Here is a 22158-nt window from a genome sequence, read left to right as displayed (position 1 = left end):
TCTGTTACAATCTGTTCTAAGGCCGAGTCGGCCCATCATGGGGGGAATGCCCAATTTGGCGGCAGTGACGCAAACCATCGAAGAGCAGCTGCGCGGCGGGATCGAGGCGATGACCCGCGCCGAGAAGCAACTGGTGAGCCATATCCTGCGCCACTATCCGGTGGCGCTGCTTGGGTCGGTGACCCAACTAGCCAAGGCCGCCGAGGTGAGCTCGCCAACGGTCGTTCGCCTAGCCCAGAAGATGGGGTTCGGCGGCTATCCCGGCTTGCAGGCCGCCGTGAAGGAGGAGTTGGAGGCGCGGCTGGAAAGCCCGCTGGCCAAGCATGACCGTTGGGCCGAGACCGCACCCGAGGCGCATATCCTCAACCGTTTCGCCGATGCCGTGCTGAGCAATCTGCAAGCGACGCTCAAGCAGATCGACCATGCCGAGTTCGACGCGATCGCGCGCCTTCTGGCGGACCCCGAGCGCAAGGTCTTTGCCACGGGTGGGCGGATCACCATGGCGATGGCCGAGTATTTCGTGACCCATATGAAGGTGATCCGGCCGGAGGTGGAGCTGCTTGCGCCGGTGTCGAACGCCTGGCCGCCCGCGTTGATCGAGATGCGTCGCGGCGATGTGCTGCTGGCCTTCGACATTCGCCGCTACGAGAACAACGTGCTGCAACTGGTCGAGATGGCGGCCGAGCAGGGGGCCGAGGTGGTGCTGATCACCGATCCCTGGGTCAGCCCTGCCGCGAGCCATGCGCGCTATCGGCTGTCGGCGCAGGTCGAGGTGCCCTCGGCCTGGGATTCGACGGTGGCGATCCAGGTTCTGGTCGAGACCCTGATGGCGGCGGTGCAATCGCTGACCTGGGAGCAGACGGCCGCACGGATGAAGCGGCTTGAGGAGCTTTACGCAAGGGCGCGCTTCTTCCGGGGGCGCAAGGGGTAGGGGGCGCTGCCCCCTCGGGCCAGATGGCCCTCACCCCCGAGGTATTTTGGCCAAGAAGAAAGGGCGGATCAGTCTCCGATCACCAGCAGGTCGGTGGCGTTCAGCCCGAGCACGACCTTTTCGCCGATGCGCGGGGGGGAGCTTTGCGTGGTGTTGAACGTGTCGAAGGCGATGCTTTGGCCACCGACATCGGCACGCAGCCGGATCACCGAGCCGAGGAAGTCGACATCGGTGATCGTGCCTTGCAGGCCCGTGTCATGTGCGCCTTGTCCCAAGCTTACCATCTCGGGCCGCAGGCCGAGGGTCGCGTTGCTGCCGGTCAGGGCGCGATGCAGCAAGATCTCGGTTCCCGCCACATCGACGCGTCCGGTGGCCGGGTCGAGTACCTTCGCCTCGAGCGTGTTCAGCGTGCCGACGAAGCCCGCGACGAAGCGGGTGGCGGGGCGATTGTAGATCTCGAACGGGGTGCCGACCTGATCGGCGATGCCCTGGTGCATCACGACCACGCGGTCGGACATCGAGAGCGCCTCTTCCTGATCGTGGGTGACGAAGATCGTAGTGATGCCTAGCTCACGCTGGATGGTGCGGATCTCGTTGCGCAGGCTGACGCGAACCTTGGCGTCAAGTGCCGAGAGCGGCTCGTCGAGGAGCAGCACCTGCGGTTTGGGTGCCAGTGCACGGGCGAGTGCCACGCGCTGTTGCTGCCCGCCCGAAAGCTGGAACGGGTAGCGGTTTCCGAGTTCGGACAGACCGATGAGGGAGAGCATCTCCTCGACCCGCGCCGCGATCTCCTTGGTGGGCGCGCCCTTGACCTTGAGGCCGAAGCCCACGTTTTGCGCGACCGTCAGGTTGGGAAACAGCGCATAGGCCTGGAACACCATGCCGATGTTGCGCTGGTTGGGGCGGAGGCGGACGACGTCGGCGCCATCGATGGTGATCTGGCCGGCCGAGGGGGACTCGAACCCCGCGACCATGCGCAGGACCGTGGTCTTGCCGCAGCCGGAGGGGCCGAGGAGCGAGATGAACTCACCCTGATCGACGGTGAGATTGAAGTCTTTCACCACGCGGTTCGGGCCGAAGCTCTTTTCCAGATGGGAGATGGTCAGAAAGCTCATCGGGCAGCCTTGGTATGTTTCGAGAAGCGGGTGACAAGTTGGATCAGGCCCATGCAGGCCCAGGTGATCACGAAGGCGATGGTCGCCAGAGCGAAGGGCTCATAGGCCTTGTTGGCGCCCATCAGCTGAAGATAGGGGCCGAAGGCGGGGCGGTTCAGCAGCGCGGCCATGGTGAATTCGCCCATGACAATGGCGAAGGTGACAAACGCGCCCGAGAGCACCGCGACCAGCACGTTGGGCAGGATCACGCGTGCGAGCACCGTGAACCAGCCCGCGCCAAGGGACTGGGCGGCCTCGGTCAGCGTTGCGACATCGATGGTGCGCAGGCCGGTGTCCACGGCGCGATACATGTAGGGCAGCGAGAGCGTCGCGTAGCCGAACATCAGAAGCATGTTGGTGCCGAAAGTGGTGCCGGTCAGCGGCAGCCAGCTGGAGGTGTTGAACAGCCGGATATAGCCGAAGACCACGACGATCGCCGGGATTACCAGCGGCAGCAGGGTCACGAACTCGACCACCGGGCGCATGCGCGGCATCTTGAGGCGCACCCAGAAAGCCGTGGGAACAACAAGGAACATGCCGAAGACGATGGTCAGCAGCGCCATGAACACCGAATAGGAGAAGGTCTGGCGGAATTGCGGATCGGCCAGTACCTTGGCGTAAGCGTCGAAGGAATAGACCCCCCGGCGCATCGACAGCGAGAACTCGACCATGCCGATCAGCGGCAGGACGAAATAGGTAATTCCGAGAAAGAGGATGGCCCAGGCGGCGGCTTTCTTCATTTCAGCCACCTCTCGGAGCGCATCCGCAGCCAGATGTAGATCACGTTGGCGATGCCGGTCACGAGGATCATGCCGAAGGCCATGGCATAGCCCAGATGCGGGTTGCCCAGAACGTCGCCGCGGATCTGCGCGAACAGCATGATCGGTACGATGTTCAGGCTGGAACCGGTCAGTGCGATGGCGGTGGCGACGGCGCCGAAGGCATTGGCGAACAGGAGCGCGAAGGTGCCCAGGATCGTCGGGAACAGGATCGGCAGCGCGACCATGCGCCAGTATTGCGTGCCCGTCGCGCCAAGGCACGAGGCGGCCTCGCGCCATTCGCGCTTCAGCCCGTCAAGCGCGGGGGTGATGATCAGGATCATCAGCGGGATCTGGAAGAACAGATAGGTGATCGTCAGGCCCCAGAAGCTGAGGATGTTGAACCCCATGGCGCGCAGGTTGATCCCGAACTGCGTCTTGAGGAACATCGTCACGAGGCCAAGCGGCCCGAGCGTGGCGAGGAAGGCAAAAGCCAGCGGCACGCCCGCGAAGTTCGAGGCGACGCCCGAAAACGTCATCAGCGGCGAGCGGATCGTGTTGGGCAGCCCGCCCAGCACCATCGCCGCCGCCATCAGGAAGCCGACAAGGCAACCGATCGCCGACGAGGCGACCGAGATCTTGATCGAGATCCAGTAGCTCGCGATGATCGAGGGGGTGAAGAGACCCGCGATATTCTCGAAGGTGAAAGAACCGTCGGCGCGCTGGAAGGCGCCGATCACGATCTTCATCGTCGGCGCGATCAGGAACAATCCGACGAACAGCGCGAAGGGCACAAGGCCCAGCCAGTTCAGATTGATCCGCCGGCGCGGTGGGGGCAATTGCGTCTCGCTCACGCTTTCTCCGCTCGTTTCTTGGCCCCAAGGGGCGCAGGAGCCGCCCCCGGTGGAAACCGGAGGCGGCAGTCTGGCACGATAGATCGCGTTTACTGAACGTTGGCGCCGACGACGGCATCCCAGCCGCCCACGACGGCTTCCTTGTTGGTGCCTTGCTCCTCGATGGTCGGGAAGTAGGCGGCCTCATAGGATTCGGCCGGGGGCAGGGCGTCCATCAGCTCTTGCGGGATCTTGCCGGCGGCGGCCATCGCGTTGAAGCGCGCCGGGTGGCAGTAGCCCTTGAGCCAGAGGTTCTGGCCTTCGTCCGAATAGAGGTACTCCATCCACAGCTTGGCGGCGTTCGGATGGGGCGCGTGGGCCGAGATCGCCTGAACATAGACGCCGGCGAGAACGCCGGTTTTCGGCACGACGACGTCCACCGGCGGGTTACCCGCAAGGGTGTCGCGCGCGGCAAGGGCGTTATAGTCCCACATCACCACGATCGGGGTCGCGCCCTGCGCGAGCGTGCCGGCCTTGCCGATGACCGGGACGAAGTTGCCCGCCTCGTTCATCGCCTTGAAGTACTCAAGACCCTTCTCGCCGGCTTCCTTGCCGGCCGCGCCGCCATTGGCCATGCCAGCCGCCAGCACCGCAAGAATCGCCTGGTTCGAGGCGCGCGGATCGCCTGCAAGCGCCACCTGGCCCGCGTATTCCGGCTTGAGCAGGTCGGCCCAGTCGGTGGGGGTGTTGTCCACGAGGTCCTTGTTCACCATGAACGACATCACGCCGTAGTAGTCGGCATACCAGTAGCCATCCGGGTCTTTCGCGCTGTCCGGGATCTCGTCCCAGGTCGAGACCTTGTAGGGCTGGATCAGCCCTTCTTCCTTCGACTGCGGGCCGAAAGCCAGGCCCACGTCGATCACGTCGGGCGCCTGCGGGCCGGTGTTGCCCTTGTTGGCGCGGATCGCCTCAAGCTCGTCCGCCGAACCCGCATCCGGGTTCAGCTCATTCACGCTGATTTCAGGATACTTGGCCTTGAAGCCGGCGATCACGTCGCCGTAGCCGCACCAGCTGTGCGGCAGTGCGATCGTGGTCAGCATGCCTTCCGCCTTGGCGGCGGCTTCGAGCGCGGCCATGTCCTCGGCATGGACCAGAGCGGTCGATGCCAGAAGCGCAGCGGCGCCTACCAGCCAGTGCATCGGTTTCGTCGTCATTTCGGATCTCTCCCCGTCAATCGGATCTCTCGGGCCCGGAATGGGCGCCGACTAGCAGCTAGGCGCCTTCTGTGACAGTCTTGCGACGCGGGCGCTCATTGGTCGTCAAACTTTGACCGACTGGGAAAGACTTGCTTGAAAACGCGTGGCTTGCAACATTTCCGTTACTTCCCTGTCATGATTGCTGAAATTTTGAGCGCTATCCGCGATGCTTCGCCATGGGGCGAACCGCTCGCGCGACGGCGGGCGTGTCGCGCCGCGCGGCCCGGGTGTCGCGGCTGGCACTGGACAGGCCGGGGACGGGCCGCAATAAACTGACCCGGACAGGAGGAGCCGCCATGATCCGTACCCTTACGCTTGCCGCCCTTTGCCTTGGGCTTGCTGGCCCGTTGGCCGCGCAGGAGGTTACCCTGCGTCTGCACCAGTTCCTGCCCGAAACAAGCTTCGTGCCCGCGCAAATCCTCAACCCGTGGATCGATTCGGTCGAGGCGGCCTCGGGCGGACGGATCGAGGTGCAGCACTATCCGGCGATGCAGCTTGGCGGAAAACCGGGCGATCTGGTCGATCAGGTGGTCGATGGTGTGGTGGACATCATCTGGACGCTGCCGGGCTACACGCCGGGCCGCTTCCCGCGCACCGAGGTGTTCGAACTGCCCTTCATGGTCGCCGATGCCGAGGCCGCGTCTGCCGCTTTCTGGGATCTCGCTCAGTCGGATATGGTGGCGACCGACTTCGCCGATCTGCACCTGTTGGGCGCCTGGGTCCATGGGCCGGGGGTGATTCACGCCAGCAAACCCGTCGCGAAGGTTGAGGATCTGGCCGGGTTGAAGCTGCGCGGTCCGTCGCGTGTGACAACGAAACTGCTGGAACAGTTGGGCGCGACCGCCGTTGGAATGCCGGTTCCGGCCGTGCCCGAGGCCCTGTCGAAAGGCACGATTGACGGGGCGCTCCTGCCCTGGGAGGTCTCAGCCTCGCTCAAGGTCGGCGAGATCGTGCATAACCATACCGAGTTTGCCGGGCCATCGATCTATACCGCGACCTTCATTCTGGCGATGAACAGGGACGCCTACGAAGGTCTGCCCGATGATCTGAAAGCCGCAATCGACTCGGCCTCGGGCGCGGCATTCTCGGCTCAGGCGGGCAAGCTGCAACAGGCCGAGGATGTCCCCTCGCGCGCGGTGGCCGAAAAGCTCGGCAATGCGATCGTCACCATTCCCGCAGTCGAGACACCGGTATGGGAGGCTGCCGCCGCGCCCGCGATCGACGCCTGGGTTGCCGAGATTTCAGCGCAGGGCATCGACGGTCAGGCGCTTCTTGAGAAAGCCCGCGCGGGCATCTCCGCGCATTCGCGGTAAGTGGCCCGCGCGCTCGATTTCGCTGTACGAGCGCTGGCGTTGGCCGGTGGGCTGGCGCTGCTGGGGCTGATCGCGATGGTCGGGCTGAGTGCGCTTGGCTCGGCGGCGCAGAAGCTCTCGCACGCGGCGTGGCTGGGAGAGACCGTGACGGGTGTGCTTGCGGGGCTTGGGCCGCTCAAGGCCAGCTTTGAGCTGATCGAGGCCAGCCTGCCGATGATCGTCTTCGCGGCGCTGCCCTTGGTTCAGCATAACCATGCCCATGCCCGCGTCGATTTTCTGGCCGAGCGTTTACCGCACCCTGCACGGCGGGTACTGGCCATCGCTTGGCCCGCGCTCACCGCACTTCTGATGGCGGTCATCGCATGGCGATTGGGGGCGGGGATGCTGGGCAAGATGCGCTCTGGCACGACGACGTTTCTGCTGGGCTGGCCGCTCTGGTGGTTCTACGCGGCCTGCCTTCCCGGCGCGTGGTTGACCGCGCTGGTCGCTGCCGCGCAGACCGGTGCGGCGCTGGCCCGCCCCGGACGGAGCGCGCGATGAGCGATCTGGCGCTTGGTCTGGTCTCGTTCCCGCTGCTGCTGGTGCTGATCGCGCTGCGCGCGCCCATCGGTCTGGCGATGCTGGCGGTCGGGGCAGGGGGGCTGTGGCTGGTCACCGGCAGCCCCGACATGTGGCTTGCAAAGATCAAGAACGAGGCCTTCTCGACCTTCGCCAATTACGACCTGTCAGTCGTGCCGTTTTTCCTGCTGATGGGCCAGTTCGCCACGCAGGGAGGTATGAGCCGCGCGCTCTTTCGTGCGGCCGATGCGCTCATTGGTCATCGCAAGGGGGGGCTGGCGATGGCGGCGATCGGCGCTTGCGCGGGGTTCGGGGCGATCTGCGGCTCGTCGCTGGCCACGGCGGCGACGATGGGCCGCGTGGCCCTGCCCGAGATGCGCGCGGCGGGTTATGCAGGTGGGCTTTCGACCGCCGCGCTGGCGGCGGGCGGGACGCTTGGCATCCTGATCCCGCCCTCGGTCGTGCTGGTGATCTTCGCGATTCTGACAGAACAGAACATCGCCCGGCTTTTCGCCGCCGCCATCGTTCCGGGGCTGCTGGCGATGCTGGGCTATATGCTTGTCGTGGCGCTTTACCTGCGGCGCCATCCACAGGCCGCCGGCACGCGTGCCGCGCAGCCTTGGCCTGCGCGTTTGCGCGCGGTTGCACAAATCTGGCAAGTGGTGGCGATCTTCATGCTGGTCGTCGGCGGGATCTATGGCGGGCTCTTCTCGCCCACCGAGGGTGCGGCGGTCGGTGCGGCGGGCGTCGGGTTGATGGCCTGGGTTTCGCTTGGAGCCGGTGGATTGCGCCGCGCGCTGCTGGCCACAGTCGAAACCACGGGGATGATCTTCTTCATCATCCTGGGTGCCGCTGTCTATAACGGGTTTCTGGGCATTACGCGGGTGCCGCAGGAACTGGCCGACGTGATCGGCGCGTGGGGTCTGACCCCTCATGCGATTCTTGCGCTGATCCTGATCCTCTATCTCGTGCTGGGCTGTTTCATGGACAGCCTTTCGATGATTCTGCTGACAATCCCGACCTTTTGGCCCATCGTCGCGGGCCTTGATTTCGGCATGGAGGCCGAGGCGACCGCGATCTGGTTCGGCATTCTCGTGCTGATCGTGGTGGAGGTTGGCCTCATCACCCCGCCGGTGGGACTCAATCTCTTTGTCATCAACGCCATCGACGAGACGACGCCGATGTCGGCCACCTGGCGCACCGTGATCTGGTTCGTGGCGAGCGACCTGCTGCGCACAGCGCTGATCTTTGCAGTGCCGGGGATCGCGCTTGTGATGCTCTGAGGTCTTTGAAAACGGGTGATTTTCCTGCGTCGCTGTGCAAGCATGACCGCAGGAGGACCCGCCATGACCGAGATCACCAAGGATTTCACCGGACAAACCGTCATCTGCACGTTCGAGATGACGCCCGCCACCGCGATGGAGCTGATGGAGGCACTGACGGATGCCTATGAGAATTGCATCCGCCACCAGCCCGGCTTCATCGGGGCCGGTGTTCACATGAACGACGCCCATACCCGCATTGCGACCTATTCCAAATGGGAGAAGCGCGGCGACTACCAGGCCATGCTGCGCTCGGCCGAGATGATCACCCGCAACCGGCATATCGCTACGCTGTGCCGCAGCTTCGAACCTGTGATGTATGAGGTCTTCGGCGACTATTGACGCCAAAGGACGTGCATTCCATGACGACTCAGCCTATGCTGCGCTGCGGCATAGGAGGTGGGGATGTCTGGACTGGTCATTACGGTTGCGCAGCAAAAAGGCGGTGCTGGCAAGACGACGCTGGCGGTGAACCTGGCAGTCGGCTTCCTGCAACAAGGTCTGAGCGTGGCGCTGCTCGATACCGATCCGCAGGGGTCGCTCGGGCGCTGGTTTCTGGCGCGCCGCGATGTGCTGGGCGAGCCCGGGCTGGAGTTCTCGACCTCCTCGGCCTGGGGCGTCAGCTATGAAGTCGAAAAGCTCAAGCGCAGCGTGGACGTGGTGATCATCGACACGCCGCCCAAGGTCGACAGCGACCTGCGCCCCGCGCTGCGCGAGGCCGATGTAATCCTTGTTCCGGTCGCGGCCAGCCATGTGGACCTCTGGGCGACCGAGGGCGTGATTGACCTCGCCAAACGCGAGAATAAACGGCCCAAGGTTGTCCTCAACCGCGTCAAGCGCGGCACCCGGCTTGACGCCGAGGTGCGCGAATCCGCCGAACAGCTTGATGCCGATCTGCTCGACACGGTTCTGGCCCATCGCGTGGTCTATGCCGAAACGCTCGGGCAGGGGCTTGGCGCGCTTGAGGCCGCGCGTAAGGGCCCGGCCCATACCGAGGTTCTGGCCCTGTTGGCTGAGCTGAGAGACTGAACGGAAGCTATAGATATTCAATAATTCGCATGTTAGTGTTCGCGCGTTACAATCAGGGAGGATGTAATGCGCATTGCTTTGGGTCTTGTTTCAATTCTGGCCCTTTCGGCCCCGGTTCTGGCCGAGAACGCCCCGGTGGGCATCACCCCAGATATCATGAGCGTCACGGTCGAGACCGACTCCGGTCCGGTCGAGATCGCGCGCATTCAGGACAACGCGAATGAGCTAAGCGGCGAATGGGCGCGCACCTCGCGTCCCTGCCCGAATTTCTGCCTTCAGCCGATGATCCCGGCGCCGGGCGTTACACCGATCGGCGAGCTTGAGATGCTGCAGTTCCTGCAAGACCCGAGTGTGGTGGTCATCGATGGCCGCGTGCGCGCCGATTTCGAGGCGGGCGCCATCCCCGGAGCGATCAGCGTTCCCTATACCGAGGCCGCCGACCGCTTGGGTGAACTGGGCTGCGAGCCTGATTTCGACGGGTTTGACTGCTCGGTCGAGGGCGTGAAATCCGCCGCGCTCTATTGCAACGGTCCCTGGTGCGGCCAGTCGCCCACCGCCGCCCGGCGCATGATCGAAGCGGGTTTCCCTGCCGAGAAAATCTATTATTATCGCGGCGGTATGCAGGCCTGGCGGATGCTGGGGCTGACGGTGACGCCGCAAAGCTGAGTTTGCGACGCCCTATCCCGCCTCTTCGCAGGGATAGGGCGAGCCGTCTGGCAATTTGCAGAGTTGGCGAAAGAAGTCGGGTGGCAGGCGCCCGCTGCCGGGCGGGAGATGGTTGCGGTCGAGCTGTTCGAGATAATCGGAACATGCCGCGATGTAATAGCTCTCGCGCCGGATCGGGTTCGCATACCATTGCGTGAACGCCGCGCTGGCAGCGTATGCCGCGTTACCGTTTTGCGTGAATGCCTGCCGGTAAGTCCGCGCGATATCCGCCTGCATTGGCCAGAGTGAGAGAGCCTCCCACAGATCGGGCAGGCCGTCCTGCCATAGTTCCCAAGCGACGGTAAGGCTGTAGGCGCTGGAATCGGCCTCCATCGCAAAGATTGCCCGCGCGTTTTCTCGCATCGACAGGTCGGGGGCGGGGCAGGTGCCCGCCGATTGCTGCTGCAGGTGGCGCAGTTCATGGATCAGGATGGCTTGTTGCAGCCGTGGTGGCAGGTCGGCTGCGATCACGATGCGTAGAGCGTCTGCCTCAAGATATCCGCGCGCGTCGTGCAAGGTGTCGGCCAGACAAAGCGAGCGCGCCTCCTGGAAAAGTGTCGCGCGTAGAGCGGGGAAGCGCGCCAGGACCGGCTCGACCGCCGCAGCCAGATCCGCGACGCCTTGGTGCGATTGGAAAGGGGGCGGGGCGCAATCCATCCGCTGTGCCTGAGCCGGGAGTGCGCAGGCTAGCAAGGCAGCGAGTATCGGCGTCGCAAATCTCACAGCCCCTTCCTTCTCTTCACCCCGCCGCGTTGTCCCGGTCGGCCTGCGGTCGAGCGGCCCTTGACCTTGATCGCGGCCTCAGCGGCCTCTTCGACGGCGGATTGGCGGGCCATCGGGTCGTCATGCACGGCCAGATCGACGGCTTCGAGTCGCTTGATTTCGTCGCGCAGGCGGGCGGCTTCCTCGAATTCGAGGTTCTCGGCGGCCTTGCGCATGGTCTCGCGCAGGCCGTCGATATGGGCGGCGAGGTTGGCGCCCAGCATCGGCTTCTCGATCGTGGCGGTGACGCGCGACATATCGGTGTCGCCCTGCCACAGGCCCGCGAGCACGTCCTCGACGTTCTTGCGCACGGTTTGGGGCGTGATGCCGTGTTCCTCGTTATAGGCCATTTGCTTGGCGCGGCGGCGGTTCGTCTCATCAAGTGCGCGCTGCATGCTGCCGGTGATCCTGTCAGCATACATGATCACGCGCCCTTCGGCGTTGCGCGCGGCGCGGCCGATGGTCTGGATCAATGAGGTCTCCGAGCGCAGGAAGCCCTCCTTGTCGGCATCGAGAATCGCGACCAGCCCGCATTCGGGGATGTCGAGCCCCTCGCGCAGCAGGTTGATGCCGACCAGCACGTCGAAGGCCCCAAGGCGCAGATCGCGCAGGATCTCGATCCGCTCGATCGTGTCGATGTCCGAGTGCATGTAGCGCACCCGCACGCCCTGTTCGTGCAGGTATTCGGTCAAGTCCTCGGCCATGCGCTTGGTCAGCGTGGTGACCAGCGTGCGCATCCCGCGCGCCGCGACAAGGCGGATTTCGTCAAGGACGTCATCGACCTGGGTTTCGACCGGGCGGATCTCGACCACCGGATCGAGAAGGCCCGTGGGACGGATCACCTGCTCGGCGAAGACGCCACCAGCCTGCTCCATCTCCCACGCCGCCGGAGTGGCCGAAACGAAGACCGATTGCGGGCGCATCGCGTCCCATTCCTCGAACTTGAGCGGACGGTTGTCCATGCAGGACGGCAGGCGGAATCCGTGCTCGGCCAGGGTGGACTTGCGCCGGAAGTCGCCGCGATACATGCCGCCGATCTGCGGCACGGTGACGTGGGATTCGTCGGCGAAGACGATGGCGTGATCGGGGATGAATTCGAACAGCGTCGGCGGCGGCTCGCCGGGTGCACGGCCGGTCAGGTAGCGCGAATAATTCTCGATCCCGTTGCAAACGCCGGTCGCTTCAAGCATTTCCAGGTCGAAGTTTGTGCGCTGCTCCAGCCGCTGCGCTTCCAGCAGCTTGCCCTCATCGTTGAATTGCTTGAGCCGCTGCGCCAGTTCGACCCGGATCTGTTTGATCGCCTGCTGAAGCGTCGGACGCGGGGTGACGTAGTGGCTGTTGGCGTAGATGCGGATCTGCTTGAAACTGTCGGACTTCTGCCCGGTCAGCGGGTCGAACTCGATAATGGATTCAAGCTCTTCTCCGAAGAAGCTGAAGCGCCAGGCGCGGTCTTCGAGGTGCGCGGGCCACAGATCCACCGTATCGCCCTTGACCCGGAACGAGCCGCGCTGGAAGGCGGCGTCGAGGCGCTTGTATTGCTGCGCGACCAGATCCGACAGGAACTTGCGCTGATCGATCAGGTCACCCACCGTCAGATCGAGCGTCATCGCCGAATAGGTCTCGACCGAGCCGATACCGTAGATGCAGCTGACCGAGGCCACGATGATCACATCGTCCCGCTCCAAGAGCGCGCGGGTGGCCGAGTGGCGCATCCGGTCGATCTGCTCGTTGATCTGCGATTCCTTCTCGATATAGGTGTCCGAGCGCGGCACATAGGCCTCGGGCTGGTAATAGTCGTAGTAGGATACGAAATATTCGACCGAGTTGTCGGGGAAGAAGCCCTTGAATTCCCCATACAATTGCGCGGCCAGCGTCTTGTTTGGCGCCAGGATGATGGCGGGGCGCTGCGTTTGCTCGATCACCTTGGCCATGGTGAAGGTCTTGCCGGTGCCGGTGGCGCCAAGCAGAACCTGGTCATGCTCGCCCCCCAGAACGCCGCCCGCGAGTTCCGCGATGGCCGTCGGCTGGTCGCCCGCCGGGTCGAATTCGGTCTTCATCACAAAGCGTTTGCCGCCCTCGAGCTTGGGGCGGGTCAGCACTTCGGGGCGGTGCATCGGCATGTTGGAATTGTTGTGCGGCATGGCGAAACCTCCGGGGCCTGCCTAATTTGATCTATTTTTGTTCTCTTGCAAGGTCTGCTATGGCCGCAGCGCGGCAATCGGCGGCAATTGACAGGCCAAGGCGCCCAAAGGGCTTGCGCTTTTGGCCCGATTGACTAAGAAAGGCCAAGCATCCGAGGAGATAAGCCATGCGCGCGCGTATTTATCAGCCGGCCCGCAATGCCATGCAATCCGGCCAAGCCAAGACCAAGATCTGGTATCTGGACTTCGCTCCGGCGACAGCGCGCGATATCGACCCGCTGATGGGCTGGACCAGCTCGGACGACACGCAGTCGCAGGTGCGCCTCAAGTTCGAAAGCCGCGAGGCCGCCGAGACCTATGCCAAGGAGCAGGGCCTCGAGTACACCGTGACCGAACCGCACAAGCGCGCCGCCAACATCCGCACCCGTGGTTATGGCGAAAACTTCGCCTCGGATCGCCGCGCGAACTGGACGCACTGAGCGAACGTTTCCCGTTTCAGGGGACCAGAACCAAAGCGCGCCGAATGGCGCGCTTTTTTGCTTTGCGCCTCGGAGGTTGCGCAAACACTCGCCACAGGGCGAATGCTGGGCTAACAAGGAGTGGCGCAGCACGACCGGAGAGAACCCCATGAGCCGCAAGCCGATCTTTATTCTGAACGGACCCAACCTGAACCTGCTCGGCAAGCGGCAGCCCGAGATCTATGGCCATGACACGCTGGACGACGTTGAGCGGGCCTGCGCCGCCGTCGCGGCCGAGAAGGGGTTCGAGGTTCAGCTGTTCCAGTCAAACTACGAAGGCGGTCTGGTCGAGCTGATCCACCGCGCGCGCGACGAGGCCTGCGCGATCGTGATCAACCCCGGCGCCTATACCCATACTTCGGTCGCGATCCTCGATGCGCTGAATACCTTCGAGGGGCCGGTCTTCGAGTGCCATATCTCGAACGTGCACAAGCGCGAAAGCTTTCGCCACCACTCCTATGTCTCGTTGCGCGCGGACGGGGTGATGGCGGGCTTCGGCGTCGAGGGCTACGCGCTTTGCGTGCGCCGGGTGTGTTCGCTTTTGGCGGGCTGAGCGGCCTTACCTGGCGCGATACTGCAGGTACTGGCCGCGCGCATCTCGATCTTCACGCGGTCGCCCTTGGCGTTGAAAACGCGGGTGACGGTCTGTCGAAGTCGATAGCCGAATGATGCCGTCGCCGGATTTCTCGGCGTGTCTTCTGACAGGATCGGCGCGGCTTCATCCTGTTGGCTGCTATGGGTCGGCGACAGGCGAAGCCCGCCAGCACGATGCAGAGCACGGCCAGCGCGAGGATCGCGCCTGCCATATAGGCGCGGATCAGCGTGCCCTTGGTCGACATCAGGGTCTTGGATTCACCGGCCTCGATCATCTTGGCGGCGAATTCGGCAGGCTGGACGTAAGCCGTAATCTGTCCCTTTGTTGGAGAGGTCAGAGACCAAGCAGTACGGTCTGACCGTCGAGTTTGACGGGGAAGGAGGCGGTCTGGCCTTCGTCGGCACCCTGCGCGGCGCCGGTTTCGAGCGAGATCACCCAGTTGTGCAGGGGGCAGGTGACGCATCCGCCATGCACGATCCCCTGGCTGAGCGGCCCATTCTTGTGCGGGCATTTGTCTTCGAGCGCGAAGACCTGGTCGTCCGAGGTGCGGAAAACCGCGATGGTCATCTCGCCGTTCTTCACGCAACGCGCGCCCTGGCGCGGAATGTCGTTGATCGAGCCGATCGCGACCCAGTTTCTGAGCGGGGCGTTCATTCCGCGGCCTCCAGTTTGATTTCTGCCATGTTGCTGAATTCATGCGCTTCGGCGCCCGCGACGCGCTCGGCCCAGGGGTCGGTCTGCGCGAATTGCTGCGAATAGACGAAGCGGTCGTAAAAGGCCTTGCGCGCCTCAAGGTCGTTCAGGATCACGTCCTTGATGTGCTCGTAGCCCACGCGCTCGGCCCATTTGTAGATGCGCTCCAGGTAGAAGCCCTGCTCGCGATACATCTGGGTCATGGCGCCGATGACCTCGATCACCTCAGCCTCGGTCTTGACGTTGCCAAGCTTGGTGGTGCCCTGGATATGCAGGCCCGCCGCGCCGCCATAGACGATCTCGTAGCCGCTATCGACGCAGATCACTCCGATGTCCTTGCAGGTCGCCTCGGCGCAGTTGCGCGGGCAGCCGGTGACTGCGAGCTTGAGCTTGGCGGGCGACCACGAACCCCAGAGGAACTTCTCAAGCTTGACGCCCAGGCCCATCGAGTCCTGCGTGCCGAAGCGGCAGAAATCCTTGCCGACGCAGGTCTTGACCGTGCGCAGACCCTTGGAATAGGCCGCGCCCGAGATCATCCCGGCGTCGTTGAGATCCTTCCAGACCGGGATCAGGTCTTCCTTCTTCACGCCCAGAAGGTCGATGCGCTGGCCGCCGGTGACCTTGATCGTGGGGATGCTGTAGCGATCGGCCACATCCGCGATGGCGCGCAGCTCATCGGCGGTGGTCAGGCCGCCGAACATGCGCGGCACGACCGAATAGGTGCCGTCCTTCTGGATGTTGGCGTGCACACGCTCGTTGATGAAGCGCGATTGCTGATCATCCGTGTATTCTCCCGGCCAGTCGCACACGAGGTAATAGTTCAGCGCGGGGCGGCACTTGGCGCAGCCCTCGGGGGTGGACCACTCCAGCTCCTGCATCACGGCGGGGATGGATTTCAGCCCCTTGGCGCGGATCAGGCGGCGCGCCTCGCCATGGCCATGCGTGGTGCAGGGGCACATGCCGGCAGCCTGTGGGATGACGAAGGTATCGCCAAGCGTCAGGCCCATGACATTCTCGACGAGCCCCGTGCAGGTACCGCAGGAGGCCGAGGCCTTGGTATGCGCGCGCACCTCGGCCAGCGAGGTCAGGCCCTTGTCGCGGATCGCGGCCATGATCTGGCCCTTGGTGATGCCGTTGCAACCGCAGATCTCGGCATCGTCGGGCAGGCTCGCCACGGCGGCCAGCGGGTCAGCATTACCGCCGCCCTGATAGGCCTGCCCGAAGATCAGCGTCTCGCGCATTCCTTCGACGTCCTCGCCGGATTTCAGCATCTCGTTATACCAGCCGCCATCGGCGACATCGCCGTAAAGAACAGCGCCGATGATCTTGTTATCCTTGAGGATTACGCGCTTGTAGCTGCCGCGTGCTGCATCGCGCAGCACGATATCCTCGCGGTCGGGGCCTTCGGCGAAATCGCCCACCGAATAGAGGTTCACGCCGGTGACCTTGAGCTTTGTCGGGGTCTCGGCATGGGCAAACTCGGCCTTCGACGGGCCGGCCAGATGCTCGGCGGCGACCTTGGCCATGCGGTAGAGGGGGGCGACGAGGCCATAGACCATCCCGCCGACCTCGACGCATTCGCCCACCGCGTAGATCGAGTGGTCCGAGGTGCGCATGGTCGCATCGGTCATGATGCCACGGTTGACGGCCAGCCCGGCCTCTTGCGCCAGTTTGACGTTCGGACGGATACCCACGGCCATCACGACCAGCGAGGCGTCGATGATGCGGCCGTCGGCCAGCTCCACGCCTTCGACTCGGTCGGTGCCGATGATGCGCTTGGTGTTGGCCTGGCAGAGCACCTCGATGCCGCGGCCTTCAAGCTCGCGTTGCAGCAGGTAGCCTGCGGCGCTGTCCAGCTGGCGCTCCATCAGCGTCGGCATCAGGTGGATGACGGTCACCTCCATGCCCCGCAGCTTCAGGCCTGCGGCGGCTTCAAGGCCCAGGAGGCCGCCACCGATAACCACGGCGCGCCCGCCTTTCGTCGAGGCGGCAATCATGCCCTCGGTATCGTCGAGATCGCGATAGGCCAGTACGCCGGGCAGGTCAGAGCCGGGCACCGGGATGATGAAGGGGGACGAGCCGGTGGCGATCACCAGCCGGTCATAATGCGCGACAGTGCCCTTGTCCGAGACGACCTTGCGCTCGTCGCGGTCGATCTGCACGATTTTCTCGCCCTTGTGCAGGGTGATGCCGCGCTCTGCGTACCAGCCTTCGCCGTGGATGATGATGTCGGTATAGGTTTTCTCGCCCGACAGAACCGGCGACAGCATGATGCGGTCGTAGTTCACGCGGGGCTCTGCGTTGAAAATCGTCACCTCGAAGGCGTCGCTCACCTCGAAGAGATGTTCGAGCATACGGCCGGGGGCCATACCATTGCCGATGATGACGAGTCGCTGCTTGGACATGTGGCACTCCATCTTCGCCAGGGCCGGAAACCGGCCGGGTTCGGGAAAAGATGCAGCGCCGTTGCTGCGGGCCCTTTCGGGCGATCAGTTGGGCCGACACCGTTGCCGGACCCGTTCGCCTTTTATTTCATATGAAGATGCATACCGTGCAATCGCAGCAAAATGCTGCCTGCGCGAAAAAGTCGGTGCTGCACAATTTTCGATCACTTGGGCGCCACGCTGATGAAGTTGAGCGCGTTCTTGTGTCGGACGTGGCCGCGAAGCGGTTGGCGCAGGGCTTCGGCGTTGGATCTGAGTGCGGCGCTCAGCCGCCCCAGATCACCGCATCGCGGATGTCGTAGAACTCGGGCCCGATGGTGAGGATTGTCCTGTCGCTCTCACGCGTCACGATCATGGGGGCGTCGGCGTTCGATGCGGTGGGGAGACCGCCCTCGAAGGTGATCTCCCGGCTGCTGCCGTCGGGCCATGAGATGACAACGCGCCCATTGCCATTGCCTGCGCGGATTACGCCGAAGGTGCACTCGGCCGCCATTCCGTCGCGCTGGCAGGGGAGCGGCCCGGTGGCGTGGAACGCGGTGCCGGGGACCATGGCGTCCTGTTCGGCGGGCAGGGGCGTCATGTCGGGCTCGATCGGGCCGCTGCCTTCGATCAGGAACTCGCCTGCGGCCCACCCCTCCAGCCGGGGGTCGGAAAGCGTCGCGACACGGCACCAGCGCCGCCCCTCGGCCATCCGGCAGCCGAGGTTGCGCAGTTGCGCCCCGTTCGCCGCCTGACCCAGAATCGCGGCACCCGCGCTGGCGCTCTGCCGTATATTCAGCGAGCCGCCCGGCATTGCGGTGCGCACGGCGTAGTAATCCGGGCCACCCGCCAGCCCGTCGGCAAAGTCGCCTTCGACAATCGCGCCTGTCGTGCCGGTCACGGCGATATCGAGCGTATAGGACGCGCTCAGCCCCTGCCGCGCCGCATTGCGCATCTGATAGACAAGCACACGGTAATAGCCCGAGGTGTCCAGCGTCACGTCGAAACGATTAATCTCGGGCACCATGGGGCCGGTCAGGTCGCTTGCGGCAAGCCCCGCGCCCCCCGGCGCCTGACCGGGGCCGAATACCGTGAAAAAGGTCTGGTTGTTGGAGGCTTCGAGGCCAAGCACCATGCGCTGCCCGGCTTCCGCACCGATCATGTAAGAGACCGCATCGTATCCGGTGATCGTGCCGCTCTGGCGCGTTCCTGTCTGACCTGCGGGAAAGGCCACGCTTTCCTCGCGGATCTGATCTTGCGCCTGCGCGCCGCTCGCAGCGGCAAGCAGGGCGCACAACAGGGCGGCGATCTTGAGCTTCATGGCGTTCCCTCCGGTGCTGGACGGGCACATCCTAGCATGGGCTTGTGACGATGCGCCCCGCGAATTCTCACGTTAAGCCTTCGGGCCATAGCGATTGCGTGAGGCGGGCGATTTTCGCGGTCAAGGTTTACGCGCCGTGCTAAAGCCGGGCCAGACCCGTCACCAGCCGTGAGTGCCGCATGAGCGCCCCCCAACCCCAGACCGCGCGTATCCATGCCCTTGATCTGGCGCGAAGCTTCGCGCTTGTCGGGATGGTGATCTACCATTCGGTCTATGACCTGACGTGGTTCGGGCTGCTTCCGGCGGGGCTTGCGACGACGGGCTTCTGGTCCTACTTCGCGCGCATGGTCGCGGGCAGTTTCGTGTTGCTCGCGGGGGTCAGCCTCTATCTGGCGCATGGGCATCAGTTCCGGTCGCGGGCGTATTGGCGCCGCCTCGGTGTAATTGCATTGGCGGCGGCGGGCGTGTCGCTGGCCACCTATGTCGCTGACCCCAGTCGGTTCGTTTACTTCGGTATCCTGCACTCGATCGCGGTCAGTAGCCTGATCGGGCTGGCATTCTTGCGCCTGCCCACGGTCGCGATCCTGATCGGCGCGGCGGTGTTCTTTGTGGTGCCGCAGTACGTTATCGGCGGGGTGTTCGACCATCCCGCGCTGGTCTGGCTCGGGCTTGGCGCGCAGCACCCGCCCTCGATGGATTATGAGCCGATCTTCCCCTGGGCCGGGCCGTTCCTGCTGGGTCTTGCGCTGGCCAAGGCGGCGGATGCCGCGGGCCTTTGGCAGGGATTGCGCGGGCGGGGTGAAAGCCTGCGCTGGCTAGCCTGGCCCGGAAGGCACAGCCTTGCGATCTATCTGGTGCACCAGCCGATCCTGTTCGGCCTGGCCTATCTGGCGGCGCGGGTGCTTGCCTGAACGGCACTTAATCCAGATGCGGCAGGTAAGAGCCATTCATGGCGAGGATCTCGTCCTGAATGCGTGTGGCGGCCGGGGTCAGGGGCGTGTCGCTCGTGTGCAGGATGTACCATTCGCGGATCAATGGCAGCCCCTTGGCGGGCAGGCGGACCAGCCTGCGGCTGCGCAACTCCTCGATCACGGTATGCTCTGAGATTAGCGCGATCCCGAGGCCGGCGATCACCGCCTGCTTGATCGTCTCGTTACTGTCCATGACGATGCTGCCGTAGCCTTGACCGCTGCCGATCCGGTCAAGATACCGGTTCGCCAGAATGCGTGTGCCCGAGCCTTCCTCGCGCATGATGAAGGTTTCGCGCAGCAGCGCGGCGTCGGGCACTTCGCCGATCCCGGCCAAGGGGTGGTCCGGCGCGGCGATGATGACATGGGGGTGGTTGCCCAGCCGCTCGGCGATGACCGAGGGCGTGCGCGGCGGCCGCCCCATGATCGCCAGGTGCAGGGTGCGGGTGTCGAGCGCGTGGATGATCTCTTGCCGGTTGCCGATCGACAGGCGCACGTCGATGCCGGGGCAGCACTTGCGCATCGCAGCCACGATTCCCGGTGCAAAATACTTGCCGGTGGACACGACGCCCAGATGCACGCGGCCCTCGTGCCCCTCCTGAACTGCGACAATGTCGCGCAGGGCGCGCGTCAGCTCCCCCTCGATCCGCGCGGCGGCGTCGAACAGAACCTGCCCGGCCTCGGTCAGCGTCATTGCTTGGCCCCTGGTGCGGTTCAGCAGCGCCGTTCCGACGGTATCTTCAAGCAATTTCAACTGGGTATGGATGGCTGGTGCGGTCAGGTTCAGCCGCTCGGCCGCCCCGGTGATCGAGCCATCCGAGACCACCGCCACAAGGGCGCGCAACTGGCTGAGCTTTATGCGGTCAGGGTCTATCATTAGATTTTATTTAAGAGGAATTCCTTTCTTTTAAATTTCATAAAAACAAACCCCATGCAAGCGTCAGCTCAACGAAACGCCGAAATCAGCTTGGGAGGAAGCCATGGGTTCGACGATCGCGCCGATTTCCCCCGAGGGGATACCCACCGCATTGCTGCCTGCGATCAGCGCGCTCTGCTCGGTCGGGCGCAGCCTGTCGCGGCAGATTGCCCGCGGCCCGCTTGGTGCCTCGCTTGGGCGCAACGTGGGCACCAACACCGGTGGCGACGGGCAAAAGGCGCTGGATGTGCTGGCCGATACCGCCTTCGCCGCGGCGCTGAGCGGGACGGGCGTGCGCTACTTCGCTTCGGAAGAGCGCGAGGAGATCGTCGAGCTTGAGCCCACGGGCCACCTTGCGCTGGCCATCGACCCGCTTGATGGCTCGTCGAACATCGACGTCAACGTCTCGATCGGTACGATCTTTTCGATCTACGAAGCCTGTGGGGGCGCCGAGGCCAGCTTTCTGCGCCGGGTCCGCGACCAGATCGCGGCGGGCTATATCATCTACGGGCCGCAGACCTCGCTGATCGTCACTTTCGGGCAGGGCGTGCGCTACTACACGCTCGACCCCGAAACGCAGGTCTTCGAACTGGCGCAAGACCATCTGTGCCTGCCCGAGCAATCGGGTGAGTTCGCCATCAATGCCTCGAACTACCGCCACTGGCCGGTGCCGATCCGCGCCTATATCGACGACTGCCTGGCGGGCGAAGAGGGGCCGCATGCGCGCAATTACAACATGCGCTGGATCGCCTCGCTGGTGGCCGAGACGCACCGCATCCTGACCCGTGGCGGGTTGTTCCTCTACCCCGGTGACGCGCGGCGTGGCTATACGCGGGGCCGCCTGCGGATGCTTTACGAATGCGCCCCCATCGCCTTTGTCATCGAACAGGCCGGGGGCAAGGCCAGCGACGGGTTGCTGGCCATCATGGATCAGCGCGTCGAGGACCTGCACGAGCGTGTGCCGCTGATCTTCGGGTCGCCCGCCCAGATGGACCGGGTCACCGTCTACCACGATCTGCCCCCCGCCGAGACATCGGCGCTCTTCTCTGAACGCAGCCTTTTCCGAGTCTGAGGATCAACAAAGTGAGCAAGAAACACCCTGTCATCTCGGTGACCGGCTCGTCGGGGGCTGGCACCACGACGGTCAAATCGACCTTCGACCAGATCTTTCGCCGCGAGGGGATCAAGGCGGTTTCCATCGAGGGCGACGCCTTCCACCGCTACGACCGCGCCGCGATGAAGGCCGAGCTTGAGGCCCGCACGGCTGCCGGCGACGCAACCTTCAGCCATTTTTCCTACGAGGCCAATGAACTGGCCAAGCTCGAAGAGGTTTTTCGTACCTATGGCGAGACGGGCCGGGGCGAAACCCGCCATTACGTCCATGACGACCGCGAGGCCGAACGCAGGGGCACCGCGCCGGGCAAGTTCACCAAATGGGAGGCGTTCGAGGATGGCTCGGACCTCTTGTTCTACGAGGGCCTTCATGGCGCCGTCGTCAATGACGATGTGAACATCGCCTCGCATGCCGATCTCAAGATCGGGGTCGTGCCGGTCATCAACCTCGAATGGATTCAGAAGATCCATCGTGACAAGGCCAGCCGGGGCTACTCGACCGAGGCCGTGACCGACACGATCCTGCGCCGGATGCACGCCTATGTGCACTGCATCTGCCCGCAATTCACTGAAACGGATGTAAATTTTCAGCGCGTGCCGGTCGTTGATACCTCGAACCCGTTCATCGCGCGCTGGATCCCGACGGCGGATGAAAGCCTTGTGGTGATCCGCTTTCGCAACCCGCGCGGCATCGACTTTCCCTACCTGACCTCGATGATCCAGGGCAGCTGGATGAGCCGGGCAAATTCCATCGTGATCCCCGGCGGCAAGCTCGACCTCGCCATGCAATTGATCTTCACGCCGATGATCCACCGCCTCGTCAATGACGCGCGGCGCGCCTGAGGAGAC

Annotated in this window: 23 protein-coding genes; 12 read left to right on the top strand and 11 right to left on the bottom strand. The window is 64.2% G+C overall.

All coding sequences use genetic code 11. The features are described from left to right. Positions 1–46 precede the first annotated feature (46 nt). Positions 47–931, top strand: coding sequence for a MurR/RpiR family transcriptional regulator (locus KTQ37_RS09330; protein ID WP_218630247.1), 885 nt, complete (start codon positions 47–49; stop codon positions 929–931). A gap of 68 nt (positions 932–999) precedes the next feature. Here KTQ37_RS09330 and KTQ37_RS09325 read toward each other — a convergent pair whose 3' ends face one another. From KTQ37_RS09325 to KTQ37_RS09310, 4 genes are all read right to left on the bottom strand, one after another. After that, positions 1000–2046: an ABC transporter ATP-binding protein gene (locus KTQ37_RS09325; protein ID WP_218630246.1), complete on the bottom strand. Its 1047-nt coding sequence runs from the start codon at positions 2044–2046 to the stop codon at positions 1000–1002. Further along, positions 2043–2825, bottom strand: a complete 783-nt coding sequence (locus tag KTQ37_RS09320) for an ABC transporter permease (protein WP_218630245.1) — start codon at positions 2823–2825, stop codon at positions 2043–2045. The genes KTQ37_RS09325 and KTQ37_RS09320 overlap by 4 nt, the downstream gene beginning before the upstream one ends. Beyond that, positions 2822–3697, bottom strand: coding sequence for an ABC transporter permease (locus KTQ37_RS09315; protein ID WP_218630244.1), 876 nt, complete (start codon positions 3695–3697; stop codon positions 2822–2824). The genes KTQ37_RS09320 and KTQ37_RS09315 overlap by 4 nt, the downstream gene beginning before the upstream one ends. Before the next feature lie 89 nt (positions 3698–3786). Continuing rightward, positions 3787–4890, bottom strand: a complete 1104-nt coding sequence (locus KTQ37_RS09310) for an ABC transporter substrate-binding protein (RefSeq protein WP_218630243.1) — start codon at positions 4888–4890, stop codon at positions 3787–3789. Positions 4891–5228: 338 nt separating this feature from the next. Between KTQ37_RS09310 and KTQ37_RS09305 the strand changes: the two genes are divergently transcribed. The 6 genes from KTQ37_RS09305 (at position 5229) to KTQ37_RS09280 (ending at position 9820) form a co-directional block, all read left to right on the top strand. After that, positions 5229–6245, top strand: a complete 1017-nt coding sequence (locus KTQ37_RS09305; protein ID WP_218630242.1) for a TRAP transporter substrate-binding protein — start codon at positions 5229–5231, stop codon at positions 6243–6245. Further along, positions 6246–6785 carry a TRAP transporter small permease gene (locus tag KTQ37_RS16750; RefSeq protein ID WP_218630241.1) on the top strand — a complete coding sequence of 180 codons (540 nt, stop codon included), beginning with the start codon at positions 6246–6248 and terminating at the stop codon, positions 6783–6785. Beyond that, positions 6782–8086, top strand: coding sequence for a TRAP transporter large permease (locus KTQ37_RS09295; protein ID WP_218630240.1), 1305 nt, complete (start codon positions 6782–6784; stop codon positions 8084–8086). Before KTQ37_RS16750 ends, KTQ37_RS09295 begins: the two co-directional genes overlap by 4 nt. A gap of 63 nt (positions 8087–8149) precedes the next feature. Beyond that, on the top strand, positions 8150–8467 hold the full coding sequence (locus tag KTQ37_RS09290) for an antibiotic biosynthesis monooxygenase (RefSeq protein ID WP_218630239.1): 318 nt from the start codon (positions 8150–8152) through the stop codon (positions 8465–8467). A gap of 63 nt (positions 8468–8530) precedes the next feature. Continuing rightward, positions 8531–9154, top strand: coding sequence for a ParA family partition ATPase (gene parA, locus KTQ37_RS09285; RefSeq protein ID WP_218630238.1), 624 nt, complete (start codon positions 8531–8533; stop codon positions 9152–9154). Positions 9155–9220: 66 nt separating this feature from the next. Next, a complete protein-coding gene (locus KTQ37_RS09280; RefSeq protein ID WP_218630237.1) occupies positions 9221–9820 on the top strand; it encodes a rhodanese-like domain-containing protein in 600 nt (199 codons plus the stop codon). Between the two features lie 12 nt (positions 9821–9832). On the opposite strand, the gene KTQ37_RS09275 is transcribed toward KTQ37_RS09280, so the two are convergent. Continuing rightward, the gene (locus KTQ37_RS09275) at positions 9833–10516 is read right to left on the bottom strand and encodes a DUF6782 family putative metallopeptidase (RefSeq protein WP_328799711.1); all 684 of its coding nucleotides are present in this window, start codon (positions 10514–10516) and stop codon (positions 9833–9835) included. A 62-nt stretch (positions 10517–10578) separates the two neighbouring features. Continuing rightward, positions 10579–12762, bottom strand: a complete 2184-nt coding sequence (gene uvrB, locus KTQ37_RS09270; RefSeq protein ID WP_218630235.1) for an excinuclease ABC subunit UvrB — start codon at positions 12760–12762, stop codon at positions 10579–10581. Between the two features lie 167 nt (positions 12763–12929). Between uvrB and KTQ37_RS09265 the strand changes: the two genes are divergently transcribed. Further along, positions 12930–13241: an ETC complex I subunit gene (locus KTQ37_RS09265; RefSeq protein ID WP_218630234.1), complete on the top strand. Its 312-nt coding sequence runs from the start codon at positions 12930–12932 to the stop codon at positions 13239–13241. A gap of 148 nt (positions 13242–13389) precedes the next feature. Further along, positions 13390–13833 carry a type II 3-dehydroquinate dehydratase gene (aroQ, locus tag KTQ37_RS09260; protein ID WP_218630233.1) on the top strand — a complete coding sequence of 148 codons (444 nt, stop codon included), beginning with the start codon at positions 13390–13392 and terminating at the stop codon, positions 13831–13833. Positions 13834–13885: 52 nt separating this feature from the next. Here aroQ and KTQ37_RS17000 read toward each other — a convergent pair whose 3' ends face one another. The 4 genes from KTQ37_RS17000 to KTQ37_RS09240 all read right to left on the bottom strand — a co-directional run bounded on the left by KTQ37_RS17000 (position 13886) and on the right by KTQ37_RS09240 (position 18312). Beyond that, positions 13886–14149 (bottom strand): hypothetical protein, encoded by a 264-nt coding sequence (locus tag KTQ37_RS17000; RefSeq protein ID WP_236021160.1) that lies wholly within the window; start codon positions 14147–14149, stop codon positions 13886–13888. 59 nt (positions 14150–14208) lie between these two features. Beyond that, positions 14209–14529 carry a nitrite reductase small subunit NirD gene (nirD, locus tag KTQ37_RS09250; RefSeq protein ID WP_218630232.1) on the bottom strand — a complete coding sequence of 107 codons (321 nt, stop codon included), beginning with the start codon at positions 14527–14529 and terminating at the stop codon, positions 14209–14211. Further along, the gene (gene nirB, locus KTQ37_RS09245) at positions 14526–16973 is read right to left on the bottom strand and encodes a nitrite reductase large subunit NirB (protein WP_218630231.1); all 2448 of its coding nucleotides are present in this window, start codon (positions 16971–16973) and stop codon (positions 14526–14528) included. The genes nirD and nirB overlap by 4 nt, the downstream gene beginning before the upstream one ends. 304 nt (positions 16974–17277) lie before the next feature. After that, positions 17278–18312 (bottom strand): SH3 domain-containing protein, encoded by a 1035-nt coding sequence (locus KTQ37_RS09240; RefSeq protein ID WP_218630230.1) that lies wholly within the window; start codon positions 18310–18312, stop codon positions 17278–17280. A gap of 179 nt (positions 18313–18491) precedes the next feature. Here KTQ37_RS09240 and KTQ37_RS09235 point away from each other — a divergent pair, with 179 nt between their 5' ends. Then, positions 18492–19223 carry a heparan-alpha-glucosaminide N-acetyltransferase gene (locus KTQ37_RS09235; RefSeq protein WP_218630229.1) on the top strand — a complete coding sequence of 244 codons (732 nt, stop codon included), beginning with the start codon at positions 18492–18494 and terminating at the stop codon, positions 19221–19223. A gap of 7 nt (positions 19224–19230) precedes the next feature. Here the strand turns inward: KTQ37_RS09235 and KTQ37_RS09230 are convergent, their stop codons facing one another. Further along, positions 19231–20157 (bottom strand): LysR family transcriptional regulator, encoded by a 927-nt coding sequence (locus KTQ37_RS09230; protein ID WP_218630228.1) that lies wholly within the window; start codon positions 20155–20157, stop codon positions 19231–19233. 103 nt (positions 20158–20260) lie between these two features. On the opposite strand from KTQ37_RS09230, the gene KTQ37_RS09225 reads away from it, so the two are divergent. Continuing rightward, positions 20261–21268, top strand: a complete 1008-nt coding sequence (locus tag KTQ37_RS09225; protein WP_218630227.1) for a class 1 fructose-bisphosphatase — start codon at positions 20261–20263, stop codon at positions 21266–21268. Between the two features lie 11 nt (positions 21269–21279). Then, complete coding sequence (locus KTQ37_RS09220) at positions 21280–22152, top strand: phosphoribulokinase (RefSeq protein ID WP_218630226.1); 873 nt, start codon at positions 21280–21282, stop codon at positions 22150–22152. Positions 22153–22158 lie beyond the last annotated feature (6 nt).

The sequence above is a fragment of the Sedimentimonas flavescens genome, from assembly GCF_019264375.1.
Taxonomy (GTDB): Bacteria; Pseudomonadota; Alphaproteobacteria; order Rhodobacterales; family Rhodobacteraceae; genus Rhodobacter; species Rhodobacter flavescens.
The sequence above is the reverse complement of the archived record's forward strand: the minus strand, read 5'-3'. Positions and strand labels throughout refer to the sequence as shown.

Bases quoted from the DNA above. Each gene is read 5' to 3' on its own strand.
- KTQ37_RS09330 (WP_218630247.1), top strand. From the start codon at position 47: ATGCCCAATTTGGCGGCAGTGACGCAAACCATCGAAGAGCAGCTGCGC.
- KTQ37_RS09325 (WP_218630246.1), bottom strand. From the start codon at position 2,046: ATGAGCTTTCTGACCATCTCCCATCTGGAAAAGAGCTTCGGCCCGAAC.
- KTQ37_RS09320 (WP_218630245.1), bottom strand. From the start codon at position 2,825: ATGAAGAAAGCCGCCGCCTGGGCCATCCTCTTTCTCGGAATTACCTAT.
- KTQ37_RS09310 (WP_218630243.1), bottom strand. From the start codon at position 4,890: ATGACGACGAAACCGATGCACTGGCTGGTAGGCGCCGCTGCGCTTCTG.
- KTQ37_RS09305 (WP_218630242.1), top strand. From the start codon at position 5,229: ATGATCCGTACCCTTACGCTTGCCGCCCTTTGCCTTGGGCTTGCTGGC.
- KTQ37_RS09295 (WP_218630240.1), top strand. From the start codon at position 6,782: ATGAGCGATCTGGCGCTTGGTCTGGTCTCGTTCCCGCTGCTGCTGGTG.
- KTQ37_RS09290 (WP_218630239.1), top strand. From the start codon at position 8,150: ATGACCGAGATCACCAAGGATTTCACCGGACAAACCGTCATCTGCACG.
- parA (WP_218630238.1), top strand. From the start codon at position 8,531: ATGTCTGGACTGGTCATTACGGTTGCGCAGCAAAAAGGCGGTGCTGGC.
- KTQ37_RS09280 (WP_218630237.1), top strand. From the start codon at position 9,221: ATGCGCATTGCTTTGGGTCTTGTTTCAATTCTGGCCCTTTCGGCCCCG.
- KTQ37_RS09275 (WP_328799711.1), bottom strand. From the start codon at position 10,516: ATGGATTGCGCCCCGCCCCCTTTCCAATCGCACCAAGGCGTCGCGGAT.
- uvrB (WP_218630235.1), bottom strand. From the start codon at position 12,762: ATGCCGCACAACAATTCCAACATGCCGATGCACCGCCCCGAAGTGCTG.
- KTQ37_RS09265 (WP_218630234.1), top strand. From the start codon at position 12,930: ATGCGCGCGCGTATTTATCAGCCGGCCCGCAATGCCATGCAATCCGGC.
- aroQ (WP_218630233.1), top strand. From the start codon at position 13,390: ATGAGCCGCAAGCCGATCTTTATTCTGAACGGACCCAACCTGAACCTG.
- KTQ37_RS17000 (WP_236021160.1), bottom strand. From the start codon at position 14,149: ATGATCGAGGCCGGTGAATCCAAGACCCTGATGTCGACCAAGGGCACG.
- nirD (WP_218630232.1), bottom strand. From the start codon at position 14,529: ATGAACGCCCCGCTCAGAAACTGGGTCGCGATCGGCTCGATCAACGAC.
- nirB (WP_218630231.1), bottom strand. From the start codon at position 16,973: ATGTCCAAGCAGCGACTCGTCATCATCGGCAATGGTATGGCCCCCGGC.
- KTQ37_RS09240 (WP_218630230.1), bottom strand. From the start codon at position 18,312: ATGAAGCTCAAGATCGCCGCCCTGTTGTGCGCCCTGCTTGCCGCTGCG.
- KTQ37_RS09235 (WP_218630229.1), top strand. From the start codon at position 18,492: ATGAGCGCCCCCCAACCCCAGACCGCGCGTATCCATGCCCTTGATCTG.
- KTQ37_RS09230 (WP_218630228.1), bottom strand. From the start codon at position 20,157: ATGATAGACCCTGACCGCATAAAGCTCAGCCAGTTGCGCGCCCTTGTG.
- KTQ37_RS09225 (WP_218630227.1), top strand. From the start codon at position 20,261: ATGGGTTCGACGATCGCGCCGATTTCCCCCGAGGGGATACCCACCGCA.